This window comes from Umezawaea endophytica, from assembly GCF_025061645.1.
Lineage (GTDB): Bacteria > Actinomycetota > Actinomycetes > Mycobacteriales > Pseudonocardiaceae > Umezawaea > Umezawaea endophytica.
In genome coordinates this window covers 37,041-53,577 of the sequence record NZ_JANYMP010000030.1, presented here as the reverse complement: position 1 = coordinate 53,577, position 16,537 = coordinate 37,041, and the positions used below count along the sequence as shown (strand labels likewise).

The 16,537-nt window shown below is 72.2% G+C and carries 16 protein-coding genes; 9 read left to right on the top strand and 7 right to left on the bottom strand.

The window, feature by feature from the left end:
• Positions 1-12: 12 nt before the first annotated feature.
• Entirely contained in the window at positions 13-1,629 is a 1,617-nt protein-coding gene (locus NZH93_RS40760) for a PucR family transcriptional regulator (protein ID WP_259628675.1), read from the bottom strand.
• Between the two features lie 106 nt (positions 1,630-1,735).
• On the opposite strand from NZH93_RS40760, the gene NZH93_RS40755 reads away from it, so the two are divergent.
• The 4 genes from NZH93_RS40755 (at position 1,736) to NZH93_RS40740 (ending at position 6,051) form a co-directional block, all read left to right on the top strand.
• Positions 1,736-3,043, top strand: a complete 1,308-nt coding sequence (locus tag NZH93_RS40755; protein ID WP_259628674.1) for an aspartate aminotransferase family protein — start codon at positions 1,736-1,738, stop codon at positions 3,041-3,043.
• Positions 3,040-4,530: a CoA-acylating methylmalonate-semialdehyde dehydrogenase gene (locus tag NZH93_RS40750; protein WP_259628673.1), complete on the top strand. Its 1,491-nt coding sequence runs from the start codon at positions 3,040-3,042 to the stop codon at positions 4,528-4,530. Before NZH93_RS40755 ends, NZH93_RS40750 begins: the two co-directional genes overlap by 4 nt.
• Positions 4,531-4,777: 247 nt before the next feature.
• A complete protein-coding gene (locus NZH93_RS40745) occupies positions 4,778-5,098 on the top strand; it encodes an STAS domain-containing protein (RefSeq protein ID WP_259628672.1) in 321 nt (106 codons plus the stop codon).
• Positions 5,095-6,051 (top strand): anti-sigma factor RsbA family regulatory protein, encoded by a 957-nt coding sequence (locus NZH93_RS40740; protein WP_259628671.1) that lies wholly within the window; start codon positions 5,095-5,097, stop codon positions 6,049-6,051. Before NZH93_RS40745 ends, NZH93_RS40740 begins: the two co-directional genes overlap by 4 nt.
• A gap of 60 nt (positions 6,052-6,111) precedes the next feature.
• Here the strand turns inward: NZH93_RS40740 and NZH93_RS40735 are convergent, their stop codons facing one another.
• A complete protein-coding gene (locus NZH93_RS40735) occupies positions 6,112-8,148 on the bottom strand; it encodes an elongation factor G-like protein EF-G2 (protein WP_259628670.1) in 2,037 nt (678 codons plus the stop codon).
• 302 nt (positions 8,149-8,450) lie between these two features.
• Between NZH93_RS40735 and pdxS the strand changes: the two genes are divergently transcribed.
• Positions 8,451-9,362, top strand: coding sequence for a pyridoxal 5'-phosphate synthase lyase subunit PdxS (gene pdxS / locus NZH93_RS40730; RefSeq protein ID WP_259628669.1), 912 nt, complete (start codon positions 8,451-8,453; stop codon positions 9,360-9,362).
• 55 nt (positions 9,363-9,417) lie between these two features.
• Here pdxS and NZH93_RS40725 read toward each other — a convergent pair whose 3' ends face one another.
• Positions 9,418-9,972, bottom strand: a complete 555-nt coding sequence (locus NZH93_RS40725; protein ID WP_259628668.1) for a helix-turn-helix domain-containing protein — start codon at positions 9,970-9,972, stop codon at positions 9,418-9,420.
• A gap of 76 nt (positions 9,973-10,048) precedes the next feature.
• On the opposite strand from NZH93_RS40725, the gene NZH93_RS40720 reads away from it, so the two are divergent.
• Together NZH93_RS40720 and NZH93_RS40715 are read left to right on the top strand one after the other, a co-directional pair.
• On the top strand, positions 10,049-10,729 hold the full coding sequence (locus tag NZH93_RS40720; protein ID WP_259628667.1) for an AzlC family ABC transporter permease: 681 nt from the start codon (positions 10,049-10,051) through the stop codon (positions 10,727-10,729).
• Positions 10,726-11,034 (top strand): AzlD domain-containing protein, encoded by a 309-nt coding sequence (locus NZH93_RS40715; RefSeq protein WP_259628666.1) that lies wholly within the window; start codon positions 10,726-10,728, stop codon positions 11,032-11,034. Before NZH93_RS40720 ends, NZH93_RS40715 begins: the two co-directional genes overlap by 4 nt.
• Here the strand turns inward: NZH93_RS40715 and NZH93_RS40710 are convergent.
• From NZH93_RS40710 to NZH93_RS40695, 4 genes are read right to left on the bottom strand one after another with little or no spacing between them, the layout of a single operon-like run.
• A complete protein-coding gene (locus tag NZH93_RS40710) occupies positions 11,027-12,892 on the bottom strand; it encodes an acyl-CoA dehydrogenase family protein (RefSeq protein WP_259628665.1) in 1,866 nt (621 codons plus the stop codon). The genes NZH93_RS40715 and NZH93_RS40710 overlap by 8 nt on opposite strands.
• A 55-nt stretch (positions 12,893-12,947) precedes the next feature.
• Entirely contained in the window at positions 12,948-13,499 is a 552-nt protein-coding gene (locus tag NZH93_RS40705) for an isochorismatase family protein (protein WP_259628664.1), read from the bottom strand.
• Positions 13,500-13,509: 10 nt separating this feature from the next.
• The gene (locus NZH93_RS40700; RefSeq protein WP_259628663.1) at positions 13,510-13,935 is read right to left on the bottom strand and encodes a MarR family winged helix-turn-helix transcriptional regulator; all 426 of its coding nucleotides are present in this window, start codon (positions 13,933-13,935) and stop codon (positions 13,510-13,512) included.
• 46 nt (positions 13,936-13,981) lie between these two features.
• The gene (locus NZH93_RS40695; protein ID WP_259628662.1) at positions 13,982-14,452 is read right to left on the bottom strand and encodes an Lrp/AsnC family transcriptional regulator; all 471 of its coding nucleotides are present in this window, start codon (positions 14,450-14,452) and stop codon (positions 13,982-13,984) included.
• A gap of 97 nt (positions 14,453-14,549) precedes the next feature.
• Here NZH93_RS40695 and NZH93_RS40690 point away from each other — a divergent pair, with 97 nt between their 5' ends.
• Together NZH93_RS40690 and pdxT are read left to right on the top strand one after the other, a co-directional pair.
• Positions 14,550-15,770 carry a trans-sulfuration enzyme family protein gene (locus tag NZH93_RS40690; RefSeq protein ID WP_259628661.1) on the top strand — a complete coding sequence of 407 codons (1,221 nt, stop codon included), beginning with the start codon at positions 14,550-14,552 and terminating at the stop codon, positions 15,768-15,770.
• A gap of 122 nt (positions 15,771-15,892) precedes the next feature.
• Entirely contained in the window at positions 15,893-16,516 is a 624-nt protein-coding gene (pdxT, locus tag NZH93_RS40685; protein WP_259628660.1) for a pyridoxal 5'-phosphate synthase glutaminase subunit PdxT, read from the top strand.
• The last annotated feature ends 21 nt before the right edge of the window (positions 16,517-16,537 follow it).

Sequence of the window (16,537 nt, the reverse complement as noted above, 5' to 3'; positions counted from 1 at the left end):
CGGTCGGCCGGGTCACGAGCCGAGGTCGTGCACCAGCAGCGCCACGTGCAGGGACAGGATGGACACGGGGTCTTCGAGAGAGACGCCCAGCACCTGTTCGATCCGGGCGAGCTGCTGGTAGTACGCCGTGCGGGACAGGTGGGCCGCCGCGGCGGCGGCCGACTTGTTGCCGCCGTGCTCGCACAGGCAGCGGAGCAGTTCGACCAGCCTGCTGCCCTGGTTGGTGTCGCGCGCCAGCAGCGGGCCCAGCTCGCGGTCGGCGAACGCGCGCAGCCGTTCGTCCTCGCGCAGCAGGTGCAGCAGGCCGTGCAGGCGGACGTCGTCCAACCGGTGGTAGAGGCGGGTGCCGGGTGAGCGGAGGGCGGCGCCCGCGATGTGCACGGCCTCGCCGAGGCTGCGCCGGACGTCGGACACGACGGTGACGGTCGTGCCCGCGGCCACGACCACCGGCAGCCCGTGCTGCGTCGAGGCCGCGACGCGGTGCACCTCCTTGGCCAGCCGTCGGAGCACGCCGTCGATCCCGGCCTGCGGCGGCAGGGACAGCAGGGCGCGGACGCTGGTGTCGTCCACGACACCGACGAGCGCGGGCACGGTGACGCGCCGGGCCGCCAGCGCGGTGGCCTCGGCCAGGTCCCGCAGGACCTCTTGCGTGGCCAGGGTTTGCGCGGGCGCCGGGGACGTGCCGGGGCGGATCGCGATGCCGACGAGCTGCCTGCGTTCCAGCGGCACGCCCAGCGCGGCGGCACGGGCGGACAGGTCGGCTGGCGGCAGCGCCTCACCCAGCAGTTGCGCGAGCAGCGTCCGGTGCGTCTGGCGTTCCAGCGACTCGCGGTCGCGGGCCACCAGCCGGTGCACGGCCAGCGCGGACGCGGCGCGTTCGGCGACGACCACGTGCCGGTGCGGCGGCGCCTCCGGGGCGACCATCACCAGCCTGCCCCAGTCGGCTCCGCGCGCGCCGACGACGGTGACGAGCCAGCCCGCGGCCTCGTGGTAGGCCGTGCGCTCGGACACGGTGACCGAACGGGACCGCTGGCCCCAGTCCGCGAGCAGCGCCGTCGGGTCCGCGCCCGCCGCGTCGTAGGCCAGGACCTCGTGGCCGAGCGTCTCCAGCACGACCGGCAGACCCGAGGTCCGGGCCACCTCGCGCAGCACCTCGGCGGGCTCCGCGCCCGCCACGGTGAGCGCGGTGAACGTCTCGTGCACCTGTTCGGCGGCCCGCAGCTCGGCGAGCTGGGCGTCCACGATCAGCGCCACGACGGCCTCGGTCACGGTCACGAACCGGGTCTCCTGGGCGAGCGTGACGAGCGGCAGCCCGTGCCTCTCGGCCGCGGCCACGAGCGAGCCGGGGACCTCCGCGCGCCACCGCCGCACCAGCTCCACCACGAGGCCCGCGGCGCCCACGGCGGCGAGGTCGTCGACGTACCGGGTGAGGCCCGCGTCGTCCGACGGCAGCAGCAGCCCGGTCGTCAGCACGAGTTCACCGCCGCGCAGCAGGTGGGCGATGTCCGCGACCTCGGCGACGTGCGCCCAGCGGACCCGGCCCTGCATCCCGGAGGCCCCGGCGACCACCGTCGGCCCGCCTCGGCGGACCACCGGGAGTGCCAGTGCTTCGGCGACCGTCGGGTACATGGACACAACGTAATGCGGGCCCGGCGAAAGCGGTACAGGTTGTGCATGGCGGCCCGTGGCCGGTGCCAGCAGACTCCAAGCAGGACCTACCTCACGGAGGACGCTGATGGCTGCCCAAGGACAGGGGCTACACCGGGAGCTGCTCGCCCGGCACCGAGCGGTCATGCCCAACTGGATGGCCCTGTACTACGACGAGCCGATCGAGATCGCGAGCGCTAGCGGTAGGCGGGTCACCGACCGCGAAGGCCGCACGTACCTCGACTTCTTCGCAGGCATCCTGACCAACGCCGTCGGCTACGACGTCCCCGAGATCAGCGACGCCGTCCGCGCCCAGCTCGCCACCGGCGTGCTCCACACCTCCACGCTCTACCTGATCGAGAAGCAGGTGGAGCTGGCCGAGAAGATCGCCGAGCTGTCGGGCATCCCGGACGCCAAGGTGTTCTTCACCAACTCGGGCACCGAGGCCAACGAGACGGCGCTCATGCTCGCCACCCAGTACCGCCGCAGCGACCAGGTCATGGCCCTGCGCAACTCCTACCACGGCCGCGCGTTCGCGACCGTCGCGATCACCGGCAACCGCGGCTGGTCGGCCAGTTCCCTCAGCCCGGTCAAGGTGAGCTGGGTGCACGGCGGCTACCGCTTCCGCAGCCCGTTCCGCCACCTGTCCGACGCGGACTACGTCAAGGCGTGCGTCGACGACCTGCGCGAGGTCATCGAGGTGACCACCTCCGGTGACGTGGCCTGCATGATCGTCGAGCCGATCCAGGGCGTCGGCGGGTTCGCCCTGCCGCCGGACGGGCTGTTCGCCGCGTTCAAGGAAGTGCTGGACGAGTACGGGATCCTGCTCATCTCCGACGAGGTGCAGACCGGCTGGGGCCGTACCGGCGAGAACTTCTGGGGCATCCAGGCGCACGGCGTCGTGCCGGACGCGATGACCTTCGCCAAGGGCCTCGGCAACGGGCTCGCGATCGGCGGCGTGGTGGCGCGCGGCGACCTGATGGACTGCCTCGGCGCGAACTCGCTGTCCACGTTCGGCGGCAACCCGGTGTCCACCGCGGGCGCGCTGGCGACGCTGGACTACGTGCTGGAGCACGACCTCCAGGCCAACGCGGCGAAGCTCGGCGCGCTGCTGTTCGAGGGCCTGCGGGCCATCGCGAACGACAACCCGGTCGTCGGCGACGTGCGCGGCAAGGGCCTGATGATCGGCATCGAACTGGTCGACGCGGACGGCGGACCCGCTCCGAAGGCCGCGGTGGCGGTGCTCGAAGGCGCGCGGGAACGCGGCCTGCTGATCGGCAAGGGAGGCCTGTACGGCAACGTGATCCGGCTCGCGCCGCCGATGACGCTGACCGAGGACGAGGTCGCGGAAGCGCTCGTGGCGCTGCGCGGAGCGATCGAGGAGGCGTCCGCGTGAGGATCACGCACCGGATCGGCGGCAAGCCGTGGACCGGCACCGCCGAGCGCACGGGTGACGTCTACGACCCGGCGACCGGTCAGGTCGCCGCCAGGGTCGACTTCGCCAGTTCGGCCGACGTGGACGAGGCCGTGGCGGCGGCGAAGGCGGCGTTCACCGGGTGGCGCGGCGCTTCCCTGGCCCAGCGGGCGTCGGTGATGTTCGCGTTCCGCGAGCTGTTCAACGCCCGCAAGGCGGAGCTGGCCGCGATCGTGACGGCCGAGCACGGCAAGGTGCTGTCGGACGCGGCCGGAGAGATCCAGCGGGCCCTGGAGGCCGTCGAGTTCGCCTGCGGCATCCCGAACCTGATCAAGGGCGGCTTCAGCGAGAACGCCTCCACCAAGGTCGACGTCTACTCGATCCTCCAGCCGCTCGGCGTGGTCGGGGTGATCTCGCCGTTCAACTTCCCGGCGATGGTGCCGCTCTGGTTCGTGCCGAACGCCATCGCGTGCGGCAACACCGTCGTGCTCAAGCCGAGCGAGAAGGACCCGTCGGCGGCGAACTTCATCGCGGAGCTGTTCGCCGAGGCCGGGCTGCCGGACGGCGTGCTCAACGTGGTGCACGGCGACAAGGTGGCCGTGGACCGGATCCTGGAGCACCGGGACGTGAAGGCGGTGTCGTTCGTCGGCTCCACACCGATCGCCCGGTACGTCTACGAGACCGGCACGGGCAACGGGAAGCGCGTGCAGGCGTTGGGAGGGGCCAAGAACCACATGGTGGTCCTGCCAGACGCGGACCTCGACCTCGCGGCGGACGCGGCGGTGTCGGCGGGCTTCGGCTCGGCGGGGGAGCGCTGCATGGCGATCTCCGTCGTGGTCGCCGTCGACCCGGTGGGCGACGAGCTGGTGGGCAAGATCCGCGACCGGATCGCGGACCTGCACGTGGGCGACGGCCGTCGTCAGGGCTGCGAGATGGGGCCGCTGGTCACGGGCACGCACCGGGACAAGGTCGTGTCCTACGTGGACTCCGGCGTCGAGGAGGGCGCGTCGCTGGTGGTCGACGGTCGCGGTCACCCGATCGACGGCGACGAGGGCGGGTTCTGGCTCGGCCCGACGCTGTTCGACCACGTCGGCACGGACATGGGCGTGTACACCGACGAGATCTTCGGCCCGGTGCTGTCCGTGCTCCGCGTGTCGACCTACGACGACGCGGTGGAGGTCGTCAACGACAACCCGTACGGCAACGGCACCGCCATCTTCACCAACGACGGCGGCGCGGCCAGGCGTTTCCAGAACGAGATCGAGGTCGGGATGGTCGGCGTGAACGTGCCGATTCCCGTTCCGGTCGCGTACTACTCGTTCGGTGGTTGGAAGGACTCCCTGTTCGGCGATTCCCACGCCTATGGGCCGGAAGGTGTGCACTTCTTCACCCGGACGAAGGTCGTCACCAGTCGGTGGCTCGATCCGTCGCACGGTGGCATCAACCTGGGGTTCCCGCAGAACACCTGACCTGGGAGCGGTCGTGGGACGGGTGTCCCACGACCATTTCCGGCCACTTGTTTCGATTCTTGATGGATGTGCTTTCGGATTTCCCGGTGGGGTCGCGAAAACGCGCGGCCCCGCCGGGTGGAATACCCGATCGGAATTCCCGGCGAGTTGAACGCGCGCCGAACGACCGCGTACGCTCGTTCCGGACGCGCGCATCGGGTTCCGGGGTCCTGGTGCGTGACGGAAATCGTGCTAGGAGAACCCTGAAGTGGTCATCACGCCTCAAGGCGACCCACCCGGTCTGGTGCTGACCGGCAACATCGACGCGGCGGACCTGGAAGCACTGCGCTCGACCCTCCTCGGCGGCGGGGTCGACTCGCCGTGCGGACAGGTCAGGGTCGACATGCGCCAGGTGCCGTTCCTGCTGCTCGCGACCGTCCGCACGCTGGTGCGCACGGCGGGCGAACTGGCGGAGGACGGGCGCAGCCTCGTGCTGAACCTCGCGCCCCACCACGAATGGGCCATCGGCGCGGTCGGCTGGGCGAACGCCCCCGGCCTGGTCATGGCGAACGGAGAAGAGCCGCGGTGAACAACGAGGACTTCCGGCACGACGCGGCCGTGTACACCGACGAGGACGAGTTCCTGGCGATGGCGGTGCCCTTCGTCGCGGACGGCGTGCGGCTCGGCGAACCGGTGCTCGTCACGACGACCCCCAACAACATCACCCTGCTGCGGGACGCGCTCGGCGAGGACGCGGACGGGTTCGACCACGCCGAGACGGCGTACTTCGGCCGCAGGCCACCCGAACGGGCGACGGAGTTCTTCCGCTACTGGCAGCGGAAGAACCGGTCCGGCACCGGTCGCAACGTGCGCGTGCTGGCCGAACCGCTGTGGGCGGGCCGCACGGAGAGCGACGTGCGGGCGTGGCGGCGCATGGAGTCCGGCCTCAACGTCGTCCTCTCGGGCACCAACGTGTGGATGATCTGCCCGTACGACACGAGGGTGGTGAGCGAGGAGGGCATCGCGCACGCGCTCAAGACCCACCCCGCCGACGTGCGCGGCACCAGGTCGATCCCGTCGCCCGACTACGTCGACCCGCACGAGTACGCGCACGCCTGCGACTCCGTGCCGCTGCCGCAGCGCCCGGCCGCCGCGGTCGTCCTGTCGCTGCGCGGTGACCTGAACGCGTTGCGGCGCTTCATCGTCAGCCGTGCCATCGACCTCGGCCTCGACGAGGAGCGGGCCGCGATGCTGACCGTCGCGGTCGGCGAGACGCTGGCGTTCCTGCGGGACGACGGCCACGTCGCGCTGTGGCCGTGCGACGGCGCGGTGGTGTGCGAGCTCAGCGGCGCCAGCGCGGCGGACCTCGACCCGTACGCGGGGTTCCGCCCGCCCGAGGTGCGCGCGCCGACGGAGTTCGGCGACGGGCTGTGGATCACCCGGCAGATCTGCGAGTCCGTCGACGTGCGCGTCGGCCAGGGCGTCACGGTCTTCCGGCTGCGCATGGCGGGTCCGCGCACGGCGGAACTCGTCCGGTGGTGACGGTCTCGTCCACCGGTTCCCCGTGGTCGCGGGGAACCGGTGGACGAGACCGGCCCGCCCTCACCCCGGCAGCGGGTCGTAGCGGACGAAGCGGCGGGTGAACGTCGCCGTGCCCGACGTGAGCGACCGGAGTTCGATCGCGTACCGCAGCAGCGCGGAACTCGGCACCTCCGCGCGGATCGTGGTGTGCGCGGTCGAGTCCGACTCCGTGCCGAGCACCCGGCCGCGCCTGCCGGACAGGTCGCCGAGCACCGTGCCCAGGTAGTCGTCCGGCAGGTGGACGGTGATCTCGTCCACGGGTTCCAGCAGCGACAGCCCGGTGTTCGCCGCCGCGTCCTTCAGCGCCAGCGAGCCCGCCGTCTGGAAGGCGGCGTCCGACGAGTCGACCGAGTGCGCCTTGCCGTCGACGACGGTGACCCGGACGTCGACCACCGGGTGGCCGTCGCGCAGGCCGCGCGCCAGTTGCGCCTTCACGCCCTTCTCGATGCTGGGGATGAACTGGTGCGGCACCGCGCCGCCGACGACCTTGTCCACGAACTCGAACCCGCCGCCGCGGGGCAGTGGCTCCACGACGATGTCGCACACGGCGTACTGGCCGTGCCCGCCGGACTGCTTCACGTGCCGCCCGTGGCCCTTGGCCCCGCCCGAGAACGTCTCGCGCAGCGCCACCCGCACGGGTTCGGTGTCCACCTCGGCGCCGCCCGCGCGCAGCCGGGCCAGCACGACGTCGGCGTGCGCCTCCCCCATGCACCACAGCACCATCTGGTGGGTCTCGGCGTTGCGCTCCAGCCGCAGCGTCGGGTCGCCCGCCACGAGCCGGTTGAGGTTGCGCGCCAGGTTGTCCTCGTCGCTGCGGCTGCGCGGCACGACCGCGACCGGCAGCAGCGGTTCGGGCATCCGCCACGGCGACATCAGCAGCGGCCGGTCCGGCGCGGACACGGTGTCGCCGGTCTCCGCCGACCCGAGCTTCGTCAGCGCGCACACGTCACCCGCCACGCAGTACGGCACCTCGCGCAGCGCGGAGCCGAGCGGCGAGTAGACGTGCGCGACCCGCTCGTCCACGTCGTGGTCCTCGTGCCCGCGGTCCGCCATGCCGTGCCCGGACACGTGCACGGAGTTCTCCGGCCGCAGCGTCCCGGAGAACACCCGGACCACCGACACCCGGCCGACGTAGGAGTCCACGGCGGTGCGCACGACCTCGGCGACCAGCGGCCCGTTCGGGTCGGCCTCCATGCGCGGCCTGGGTATCCCGTCCAGGCCGGTGACCTCCGGCAGCGGGTGCTCCAGCGGGGACGGGAACGCGCGGGCGATGCCGTCGAGCAGCTCGGGGAGCCCGGTGCCGGTCACCGCGCACACCGGCACCACCGGGTGGAACGAGCCGCGCGCGACCGCCGTCTCCAGGTCGGCGATCAGCGTCGCCTGGTCGACGTCCTCGCCCTCCAGGTAGCGGTCCATGAGCGACTCGTCCTCGCTCTCGGCGATGATCGCCTCGATCAGCTCGGCGCGCTCGGCCTCGAACCCCGCCGTGTCGCCGGTGATCAGCCCGACCAGGCCGTCGCCCTTGGGCAGGTACAGCGGCACGACGCCCGCCCCGAACGCCTCCTGGCAGGCCGCGATGGCGGTGCCCACGTCGGCCCGGTGGTGGTCGGTGCGGGTGATCACGACCGCGCGCGGCATCCCGACGGCCGCGCACTCCGCCCACAGCGAGGTGGTGGAGGCGTCCACGCCCTCGAACGCGTTGACCACGAACAGGGCGGCGTCGGCGGCCCGCAGGCCCGCGCGCAGTTCCCCGACGAAGTCGGCGTAACCGGGGGTGTCGATGAGGTTGATCTTGATGTCGCCGTGCCGCAGCGGCGCGACGGCGAGGCCTACCGACCGCTGTTGTCGCACGGCCGCGGGATCGTGGTCGCACACCGTGTTGCCCTCGACGACCGACCCGGCCCGCGTGAGCACGCCGCTCGTCATGAGCAGTGCTTCCGTCAGGGTGGTCTTGCCCGCCCCCGACGGGCCGACCAGCACGACGTTGCGGACCTTGGCCGGGTCGTCCACAGCGACCGAGCCTGCCGAGTGGCCGTTGTCGTTGTTCTTGGTTCCCATGGAACTGCCCTCCACGACTCGCAGACGCCCTTGAGTGCAAGTGTTTAGTGTTCGATCTCACACCCAGGCGGGTGGAGGGGACAAGACGTGGCGGCGATTCCCGAACATCCCGTGCTCCCCGGTCAACTCCCGTCGGCCCGCCCCGCGCGCGCCGACGTGACGGCGGTGGCACGTGGCGTAGGCCACTACCTGCGGCGGAATGGGAAGTGGACTGCCGGGAACGGGGTGGATTGGACCGCCCCGGCGGTCCACGTCGGTCGTACGATGGCCTGGTCCGAACACCCCTTCTCGAAAGGCTGGCCGTGACCACTTCATCCACCTCCGACACCGGTCAGGTGACCGGGACCTCCCGCGTCAAGCGCGGCATGGCGGAGATGCTCAAGGGCGGCGTGATCATGGACGTGGTCAACGCCGAGCAGGCGAAGATCGCGGAGAACGCGGGCGCCGTCGCCGTCATGGCGCTGGAGCGCGTTCCGGCCGACATCCGCGCGCAGGGCGGCGTGTCCCGGATGAGCGACCCGGACATGATCGACGAGATCATCGCCACCGTGTCCATCCCGGTGATGGCGAAGGCCCGCATCGGCCACTTCGTCGAGGCGCAGGTCCTCCAGTCCCTCGGCGTCGACTACATCGACGAGTCCGAGGTGCTGACCCCCGCGGACTACACCAACCACATCGACAAGTGGCAGTTCACCGTGCCCTTCGTCTGCGGCGCCACCAACCTGGGCGAGGCGCTGCGGCGCATCACCGAGGGCGCGGCGATGATCCGCTCCAAGGGCGAGGCGGGCACCGGCGACGTCTCGAACGCCACCACCCACATGCGCAAGATCGGCGGCGAGCTCCGCCGGTTGCAGAACCTCAGCCCGGACGAGCTGTACGTGGCCGCCAAGGAGCTCCAGGCGCCGTACGACCTCGTCCGCGAGGTCGCCGAGGCGGGCAAGCTGCCCGTCGTGCTGTTCACCGCGGGTGGCATCGCCACCCCGTCGGACGCCGCGATGATGATGCAGCTCGGCGCCGAGGGCGTGTTCGTCGGTTCCGGCATCTTCAAGTCCGGCAACCCGGAGCAGCGCGCGGAGGCCATCGTGAAGGCCACGACGTTCCACGACGACCCCAGCGTCATCGCGAAGGTCTCGCGCGGCCTCGGTGAGGCCATGGTCGGCATCAACGTCGAGGAGATCCCCGAGCCGCACCGCCTGGCGGAGCGCGGCTGGTAGTCCACCGGTTCCCCGGACGGGGCCCGCGCCCGAGGGTGCGGGCCCCGTCCGCGTGCTACACGTGCTCCATCAGCATGATCCCGGTGGTGCCGGGTTCCAGCGCCCGGCAGGTGTGGGCGATGTCGCCGGGGTAGACGAGGTAGTCGCCCACGCCGATCTCGACCGGGTTGTCGGTCGGCCCGGCCAGCATCCGGCCGCTGCTGACGACCAGGTGCTCCACGGTGCCCGCCATGTGCGGGTCGGACTCGCGCGCGGCACCCGGTTCCAGCGCGAGGTGGAAGAGGTCGCGGCGGGCTCCCGGCGGGCAGGACGCGAGCAGCGTCGCCGTGTAGTGGGCGCGTTCGGAGTAGATCGCGGGCCCCTCACCGGCCCTGATCACCTGCACGCGGGCCGCGGGCGGGTCGACGAGCCTGCTGAACGGGACGTCGAGCGCCACGCCGAGGGCCCACAGCGTTTCGACGCTGGGGTTGCCGCTTGCCGATTCGAGCTGGGAGAGCGTCGACTTCGCGATGCCCGCCCGTTTCGCCAGTTCGCTGAGCGAGAGGCCGACGCGTTCGCGCTCGCGGCGCAGGGACGCGGCGATGACCTCCAGCGGTGCGGTGCGGTTCACGGCACTCCTGTGTTCGCTGTGGCGGTCCGCTCGTTCGTCTTGACGAACGAGGATCTGGTGTTCATCGTAGTGGACTATGCGTTCGACATGGCGAACACCCGACCCGGCGCTGCTGCGCGACGTCCTCGCGATAGCGGCGAGCGTGGCGGTCAGCGGCGCGTCCTTCGGGGCCATCGCGGTCGGGTCCGGCGAACCGTGGTGGATCCCGTCCCTCATGTCGGTGGTCGTCTTCGCGGGCGGCGCGCAGTTCATGGCGGTCGGCATCGTCGCGGCGGGCGGCTCGCCCGTCGCCGCCGTGCTCGCCGGGCTGCTGCTCAACCTCCGCTTCCTGCCGTTCGGCCTCGCGGTCGGCGAGGTGCTCGGTCGGAGCCCGGTCGGCAAGCTCGTCGGCAGCCACCTGCTGACCGACGAGACGGTCGCGTTCGCGCTGGCCCAGCGGGAACCAGCCCGCGCACGCACCGCGTTCTGGCTCTGCGGCGGCACCCTGTTCGTGGCGTGGAACGCGGGCGTGGTCGGCGGTACGCTGGTCGGCCGGTCGATCGGCGACCCGGCCGTGTTCGGTCTGGACGCGGCGTTCCCGGCCGCGCTGCTGGCGCTGGTGCTGCCCGCCCTGCGCGACCGGCCGACGCTGCGAGCAGCGCTGGTCGGCGCGGTGGTCGCTCTGGCCACGACCCCGTTCGTGCCCGCGGGGGTGCCGGTGCTGCTCGGCCTCGTCGGGATGCTCGCGCTCCGGCTGCCGGTCCCGGTGCGCCGATGACCGTCCTCGCCGTCCTCGCGCTGGCCGCGGGCACCTACGCCATCCGGCTGGCCGGTCCGCTGCTGCGCGACCGGATCACCCTGCCGGACCGCGCCCGCGAACTGATGTCGATCGCCGCCACCGTGCTGCTGGTCGCCCTGATCGCCACCTCCTCGTTGACGCGGGGCGCTCACTTCGCGGGCTTCGCCCTGCCGATCGGGGTCGCGGTCGGCGGGCTGGCCGCGTGGCGCAGGGCTCCGTTCGTCCTGGTGGTCGTGCTGGCGGCGGCCGTCACGGCGGGGCTGCGGTTCGCCGGGGTCAGCTAGCGGGCCTGGTGATCGGCGCGGCCAACCACGACTCCGGGACGTCGAACGCGTCGACCAGCTCGCGGGCGTGCGGCCGGAGCTGCCCGCACAGCTCGTTGACCGCCCGCGACACGTCCTTCGACCGGTCGGGCGTGAGCCTGCCGTGCTCCAGGAACCACGCGCGGTCCGCCTCGATCACCGACAGCGCGTACAGGTCGCACACCTGGTCCAGCAGGGTGGCGGTCTCCGGGTCGGGGCAGCGGTCCACCGCGGCGACGAACGCCTCCAGCACCACCCGGTCGATGTGCGCGCGGGCCGCGTGCAGCACGTGGTCCTGCGCGTTGTTGAACGTCTCGAACGGGTCCTGCTCCCCGGTGCCCGCCCGCCGCAGCCGACGCGCCAGCCCCTCCAGCACGTGGGTTTCGCGGAATTCGAACTGCCGGACCTGCCAGCCCCGCTCCAGCAGCCCGTCACCGCTGCCGCCGACCAGCCTGGCGATGATCGACCGCGCCGCGGTGCGCTCGATGACCGCGCCGACGAACTGGTCGGCCACGAACCGGACCATGCCCAACTGGTCCAGATCGCCCACGTGGTCCCGATAACTGGTCAGCAGTCCTTTCGCGACCAGTTGCAGCAGCACCGTGTTGTCACCCTCGAACGTGGTGAACACGTCGGTGTCGGCCTTGAGCTGGGGGAGCAGGTTCTCCGCCAGGTACCCCGCGCCACCGCAGGCCTCCCGGCACGTCTGGATCGTCGCCGTCGCGTGCCACGTCGACACCGCCTTGAGCCCGGCGGCCCGCGACTCCACCTCGCGCCGGGCGCGGTCGTCGGTGACGTCGTGCAGCGCCGAGACCAGCTCCTCCTGCGCGAAGTGCAGGGCGTAGCTCGTGGCCAGCGCGGGCAGCAGCCTCCGCTGGTGCGCGAGGTAGTCCAGCACCACGACCTCGCTCCCGTCCGGCCGGGTGAACTGCCGCCGGGTCTCGCCGTACCGGACGGCCAGCGCGAGCGCCTTCTTGGTGGCGCTGCCCGCACCGCCCGCGACGCTGATCCGCCCGCGCACCAGCGTTCCCAGCATCGTGAAGAACCGCCGCGCGTCCCCCTCGACCGGGCTGCTGTACGTGCCGTCGGCCGCCACCGACCCGTACCGGTCGAGCAGCGCCACGCGCGGCACCCGCACGTGGTCGAACGTGATCCGCCCGTTGTCGACGCCGTTCAACCCGGCCTTGTGCCCGCAGTCCTCGATGGACACACCGGGCAGCACCTGCCCGTCCCCGTCGCGCAACGGCACCACGAGCGCGTGCACGCCGTGCTCCTCACCACCCGTGACGAGCTGCGCGAACACCACGGCCACCCGCCCGTCGCGCGCGGCGTTGCCGATGTAGTCCTTGCGCGCCATGGCATCGGGCGTGTGGACCACGAACTCCTCGGTCGTCGGGTCGTAGGTCGCGGTGGTGCGCAGGTGCTGCACGTCCGACCCGTGGCCGGTCTCGGTCATCGCGAAGCAGCCGGGCAGGTCGAGGTTCATGATCGCGGGCAGGTACTCGTCGTGGTGGACCTTCGTCCCCAGCGCCTGCACGGCCCCGCCGAACAGGCCCCACTGCACGCCCGCCTTGATCATCAGCGACAGGTCGCCGAACCCCAGCACCTCGAACGCGACCACGGACCCGCCGACGTCGTCGGCCCCGCCGTACTCCGCCGGGAACCCGGTCAACGGGTGCCCGCCCTTCGCGAGGAGCCCCAACTGCTCGAACACCAGCGCCCGCTGCGCCTCCAGGTCCAGCACCGGCGGCGGCTCCAACGTCCCGACCAGCTCGCGGGACGTCCGCCGGAGATCGGCCCACCGGCCGTCGAGCAGGTCGCGAAGAACGTCGTTCACCATGACCTTTCCTAACACGGGCGTGGTCGCGCCGCCGCGCCGCGAGCGGTGAACGCCGTCACGGCAGCAGCGCGATGACCTCCTCCGTGGTCCCGGTCTCGCCCAGCCTGGGGAAGATCCGCGTCACGCTGTTCTCGTGCGCCTCCGCGCTCAGGTCGGTCATCGCGTCGACGGCGAGCGTCACGTGGTACCCGTTCTCCTGCGCGTGCCGGGCGGTCGACTCGACGCCCGCGGTCGTGGCGATGCCGACGACCACGACCTGCGTGACCCCCTCCCCCCTGAGGTAGGCGTCGAGGTCGGTGCCGGTGAACGCGCCCCACGTCCGCTTGACCACGGTGTGGTCACCGGGCCGCTGGTTCAGCTCGGGCACGAGGTCGGCCCAGTCGGCGGGCATCTCCCGGCGCGGGAAGTTCTGCTCGGTGCGGCCCGGCGCGGTGCCGTGGGCCGTGACCAGCACGACCGGCAGCCCGCGCGACCGGAACGCGTCGGCCAGCGCCCCGGCGTTCCGCACGACCTGGTCGGCCGGGTGGGCGGTGGGCAGCGAGACGACGCCCTTCTGGAGGTCGACGACGACGAGCGCGGTCCTGGGGTCGAGAGCGGTGACCGGCACAGCGGATCTCCTACGAGTCGGCGAGTCGGCGCAGGAGCGCGACGGCGGCACCGAGCTGCTCCTGTTCGGCCTCGGTGAAGGTGGAGCGGACGGCCCGGTGCAGCCAGTTCTCCTTGGCGGCGCGGCTGATCGCGATCTCGGACCGGGCGAAGTCGGTCAGCGACAGGACGGTTCGCCGCCCGTCGCCCGGATCCCGCTCGCCGCTGATCAGCCCGGCGGCCTCCAGCGCGGCGACGGTGGCCCCCATCGACTGCGGGCGCACCCCCTCAGCGCGCGCCAGGTCCGACACGGTCGCGGGCCCGTCGTGCCTCAACCGCATCAGCACCGCGACCTGCGAGGGCGTGTAGTCGTCGTGCCGCGACTCCTCGTGCAGCCGCCGCCGCAGCCGGGAGATGAGCGCGAGCAGCTCCCCGGCGAGGGCTTCGGTGTCGTCCACCCCTCTAACGCTAGTCGATTGTGAAGGCAAACTGCAAAGTCTGCCTTCACATCTCCGGCAGTGGTGGCACGGTGTGCTTGCGGACGTGTTCGAACAGCAGGTTCGTGTGCACCTCGGTCACCTCCCGGCGAGCCGTGAACCGGTCCAGCACCAGCCGCTGGAGGTGCGCCGTGTCCGCGACCGCCACGTGCACCAGGAAGTCGTCCGGACCGGTCACGTGCGACACCGCGAGCGTCTCCTCCAGGCCCAGCGCGTACTCCATGAACGGCCCCACGATCGCCCGCGTGTGCGGCCGGATCCGCACCGCGATGATCGCCTGCACGGGCCGCCCGACGGCCTTCAGGTCGACCTCCGCGTGGTACCCGGTGATCACCCCGCGGTCCCGCAGGGCCCGGTGCCGGACCACGCACGTGGACGCCGCCACGTTCACCCGGTCCGCCAGGTCCTTGTTGAGCAGCCGCGCGTCCTTCTGCAACTCGTGCACGATCGCGGCGTCCACCGAATCCATCACGGTCATCTCCTCCGGTCGCCGCAGCACCTGCGGAAGTTCCCCGCGAAACCTGCCCTGGTCGTCACGATCGTGCCACCGCACCGCACGAACCACGGAGGTCACCATGGCGGGTTTCCACACGATGGCCGTTCACGGGGGCCGCGACGACCTCGCGGCCCTCGGCGTCCACGCCGCGCCGCTCGACCTGTCCACCACCTATCCCGTGCCCGACCAGGTGGCGGGCGGCGAAGCCCTCCAGGCCCTCGCCGACGGCGTGGCCGAAGCGTCCTCGCCGGTCTACGCCCGCCTGCACAACCCGACCGTCGCCAGGTTCGAGAAGGCCTTGGCCCTGCTGGAGGGCACCGAGCAGTCGGTCGCCTTCGGCAGCGGCATGGCCGCGGTGACGGCGGTCGTCCAGGCCGCGGCCGTCATGAGCGGCAAGCCCCACGTCGTCGCCGTGCGCCCGCTCTACGGCGGCACCGACCACCTCCTGTCGTCCGGCCTGCTCGGCGTCCGCACCACCTACGCGGCGGCCGACCGCGTCGCCGACGCGATCACCCCCGAGACCGGGCTGGTGGTGCTGGAGACCCCGGCCAACCCCAACCTGGACCTCGTCGACATCTCCGCCGTGGTGGCGCAGGCCGGTGCCGTGCCGGTGATGGTCGACAACACCTTCGCCACCCCCGTCCTCCAGAACCCCGCCTCCCACGGCGCGACCTACGTGCTGCACTCCGGCACCAAGTACCTCGGCGGCCACGGCGACGTGCTCGGCGGCGTGGTGGCCTGCTCCGCCGACCGCGCCGCCGCGCTGCGGCAGGTCCGGATCGTCACCGGCGCCGTCCTGCACCCGCTCGGCGGCTACCTGATGCACCGCGGCCTGGCGACGCTCCCGCTCCGCGTCGAAGCGGCCCAGCGCAGCGCGGTCGAACTCGCCCGCAGGCTCGCCGAGCACCCGGCCGTCGGCGTGGTGCGGCACCCGAGCCTGCCCGGCGCGGACCCGGCCGGTCTGCTCGGCGGGCAACTGCGCGGCCCCGGCGCGGTGCTGGCGTTCACCACCCGCGAGGCGCCCGCCGACGTGGTCCGCGGCCTGTCCCTGATCACGCCCGCGGTGAGCCTCGGCTCGGTCGACACGCTCATCGAGCACCCCGCCGCGCTCACCCACCGACTCGTCCCCAGCGCCGACCGCAGTGCCTGCGGGGTGCCGGAGAACCTCCTGCGGGTGAGCGTCGGCCTGGAGGACGTGGAGGACATCTGGGACGACCTGGACCGAGCGCTCTCCGCGTTCGCGCCCGGTGACGGCGAGTACCTCGACGCCGGTGCGCGCTCGGCTTCCTCGCGCTGGTGATCGTCCTGCCCGCCACGCGCCCGTGGTGCCCGTTCGCACTTCCACAGCCCTTCACCAGCCGTGATCGCCGGTGGTACTAGGGTGGTGCGACCAGTCCACGACCACTCCGAGGAACCGCACCCGTGTCCGCAGCCCAGCCCGTCGTCGGTGTGCTCGCCCTCCAGGGCGACGTCCGCGAGCACCTCATCGCGCTCGCCGAGAGCGACGTGGTCGCCCGCCCGGTGCGCCGTCCGGAAGAACTCGCCGAGCTGGACGGGATCGTCCTGCCCGGTGGCGAGTCGACCACCATCAGCAGGCTGCTGGCGACGTTCGACCTGCTGGAGCCGCTGCGCGAGCGCCTCGCCGAGGGGCTGCCCGCCTACGGGTCGTGCGCGGGGCTGATCCTGCTGGCGGACAAGGCGATCGACGGCCGCCCGGACCAGCACCAGCTCGGCGGGCTCGACGTCGTGGTCCGGCGCAACGCGTTCGGCCGCCAGGTCGACTCGTTCGAGGAGGACCTGGACTTCGACGGCGTCGAGGGCGGCCCGGTGCACGCCGTGTTCATCCGCGCCCCGTGGGTGGAATCCGCTGGTGGGGGTGTCGACGTGCTCGCGCGGGTGCCGGAATCCCCGACGGCGGGTGACGCCGCCGGTAGGATCGTCGCGGTCCGGCAGGGCTCCGTGCTCGCCACCGCGTTCCACCCGGAACTCACCGGTGACGGTCGGGTGCACCGCCTTTTCGTGGAAATCGTTCGCTCAGCGGGCTGAGCGTGTTGTGTCGCATGTGAC